This is a genomic window from Emticicia sp. (assembly GCF_049241225.1).
Lineage (GTDB): Bacteria > Bacteroidota > Bacteroidia > Cytophagales > Spirosomataceae > Emticicia.
Genome location: NZ_JBMLRC010000384.1, coordinates 1 through 1210, shown reverse-complemented (window position 1 = coordinate 1210; position 1210 = coordinate 1). Strand labels below are relative to the sequence as shown.

The 1210-nt window shown below is 33.0% G+C and carries 3 protein-coding genes; 2 read left to right on the top strand and 1 reads right to left on the bottom strand.

What is annotated here, in order from left to right; genetic code table 11:
- The coding region (locus ACOVO2_RS20075) for a DUF6934 family protein (RefSeq protein WP_421771692.1) at positions 1-361 on the top strand (361 nt) is incomplete at its 5' end.
- A gap of 10 nt (positions 362-371) precedes the next feature.
- On the top strand, positions 372-512 hold the full coding sequence (locus ACOVO2_RS20070) for a hypothetical protein (protein ID WP_421771691.1): 141 nt from the start codon (positions 372-374) through the stop codon (positions 510-512).
- 6 nt (positions 513-518) lie between these two features.
- Here ACOVO2_RS20070 and ACOVO2_RS20065 read toward each other — a convergent pair whose 3' ends face one another.
- Positions 519-1109, bottom strand: coding sequence for an exonuclease domain-containing protein (locus ACOVO2_RS20065; RefSeq protein WP_421771690.1), 591 nt, complete (start codon positions 1107-1109; stop codon positions 519-521).
- Between the last annotated feature and the right edge of the window lie 101 nt (positions 1110-1210).

Below are 1210 nucleotides of genomic sequence, written 5' to 3'. Positions count from 1 at the left end.
AAAAGTTGTTTTATATCAAAAGTATTCAGATTTCCCATTAATATTTGAAATGTTGATGGGTGATTTGTTAGAGGATAATGAAACAATTGATTTTTTAATTGAAACTAATAATGGAGACAGAGATAAGGTACTTTTTACGGTTTTTCAGACTATAGCAATGGTATTAGATGAATATGCAGGCAGTAAAATTTTATTTTATGGTAGTACACAAGTTAGAACTCGTCTATATCAAATATTAATAAATCAGTATTTTGAACAAGCACAAGAGATATATCTTATAAAAGGTATAAAGAACAAAGTAGAAGAAAATTTTGTTAAAAATAAAAATTATGATGCTTTTTTGATAAGTTTACAGGAGTAAAAAAAGATTTATGAAAACATTAAGTAAAATTCCCAAATCGCATCTTCCTAAAATAGCAATTGATAGTTCTTTGAAGATTAATGCTAAAACTCAGGAATATCTTCAAAAACGTATGGAAGAAACCCGTAAATTATTAGGGAATCTTTCGTAGAACTCATTACGCCCTAATCACCCCACGCCTCAATAATTCCCAAAAGCATTTGGCAGTGGCTTCAATATCAATACTGGCATCGTGGGCATCAATAAATCTTTGATTGAAAAGTTTGTAGTGTAATTCCTCCAACTTTGGCCATTTGTAGCCGTTTTTACCCGCAATTCGACAAAAATTAACGACATCTTTGTTTTTCATTGTACAAAAACTTCGTTTGGTCAGTAGCGGTTTTGTATCAAACTCTTTTCTAACAAACTCTGCCCCAACGATATTTCTATCGAAATCAAAATTATGGGCAATCAAAATGGCTGATTCGTTGATGGCATCGGCGAAAATATCTAAAACTTGTGCTAAATCTTTTCCTTCGGTTTGGGCTTTTTCGTTTGATATTCGGTGAATAAGCGTAGCATCTCGTGGGATAGTGAAACCTTCGGGTTTGATGATATAATTGTGTTGGGCTGCCAGTGAGCCATCTTCGTAGTATTCAATAAAAGCCAATTGCACCAAACGTGGCCAATTATTGACTTGCGTGATTGGTGCATTATAGAATTGTGGTAATCCAGTAGTTTCGGTATCGAAAAAGAGGATTTTTCGCATTGATATAAAAAATTATAGAACACAGATTGTTATGATTTTTATGATAAGATTATGATAATCTGCGGTAATCATAAAAATCTGCTCAATCTGTGCGGTCCGCC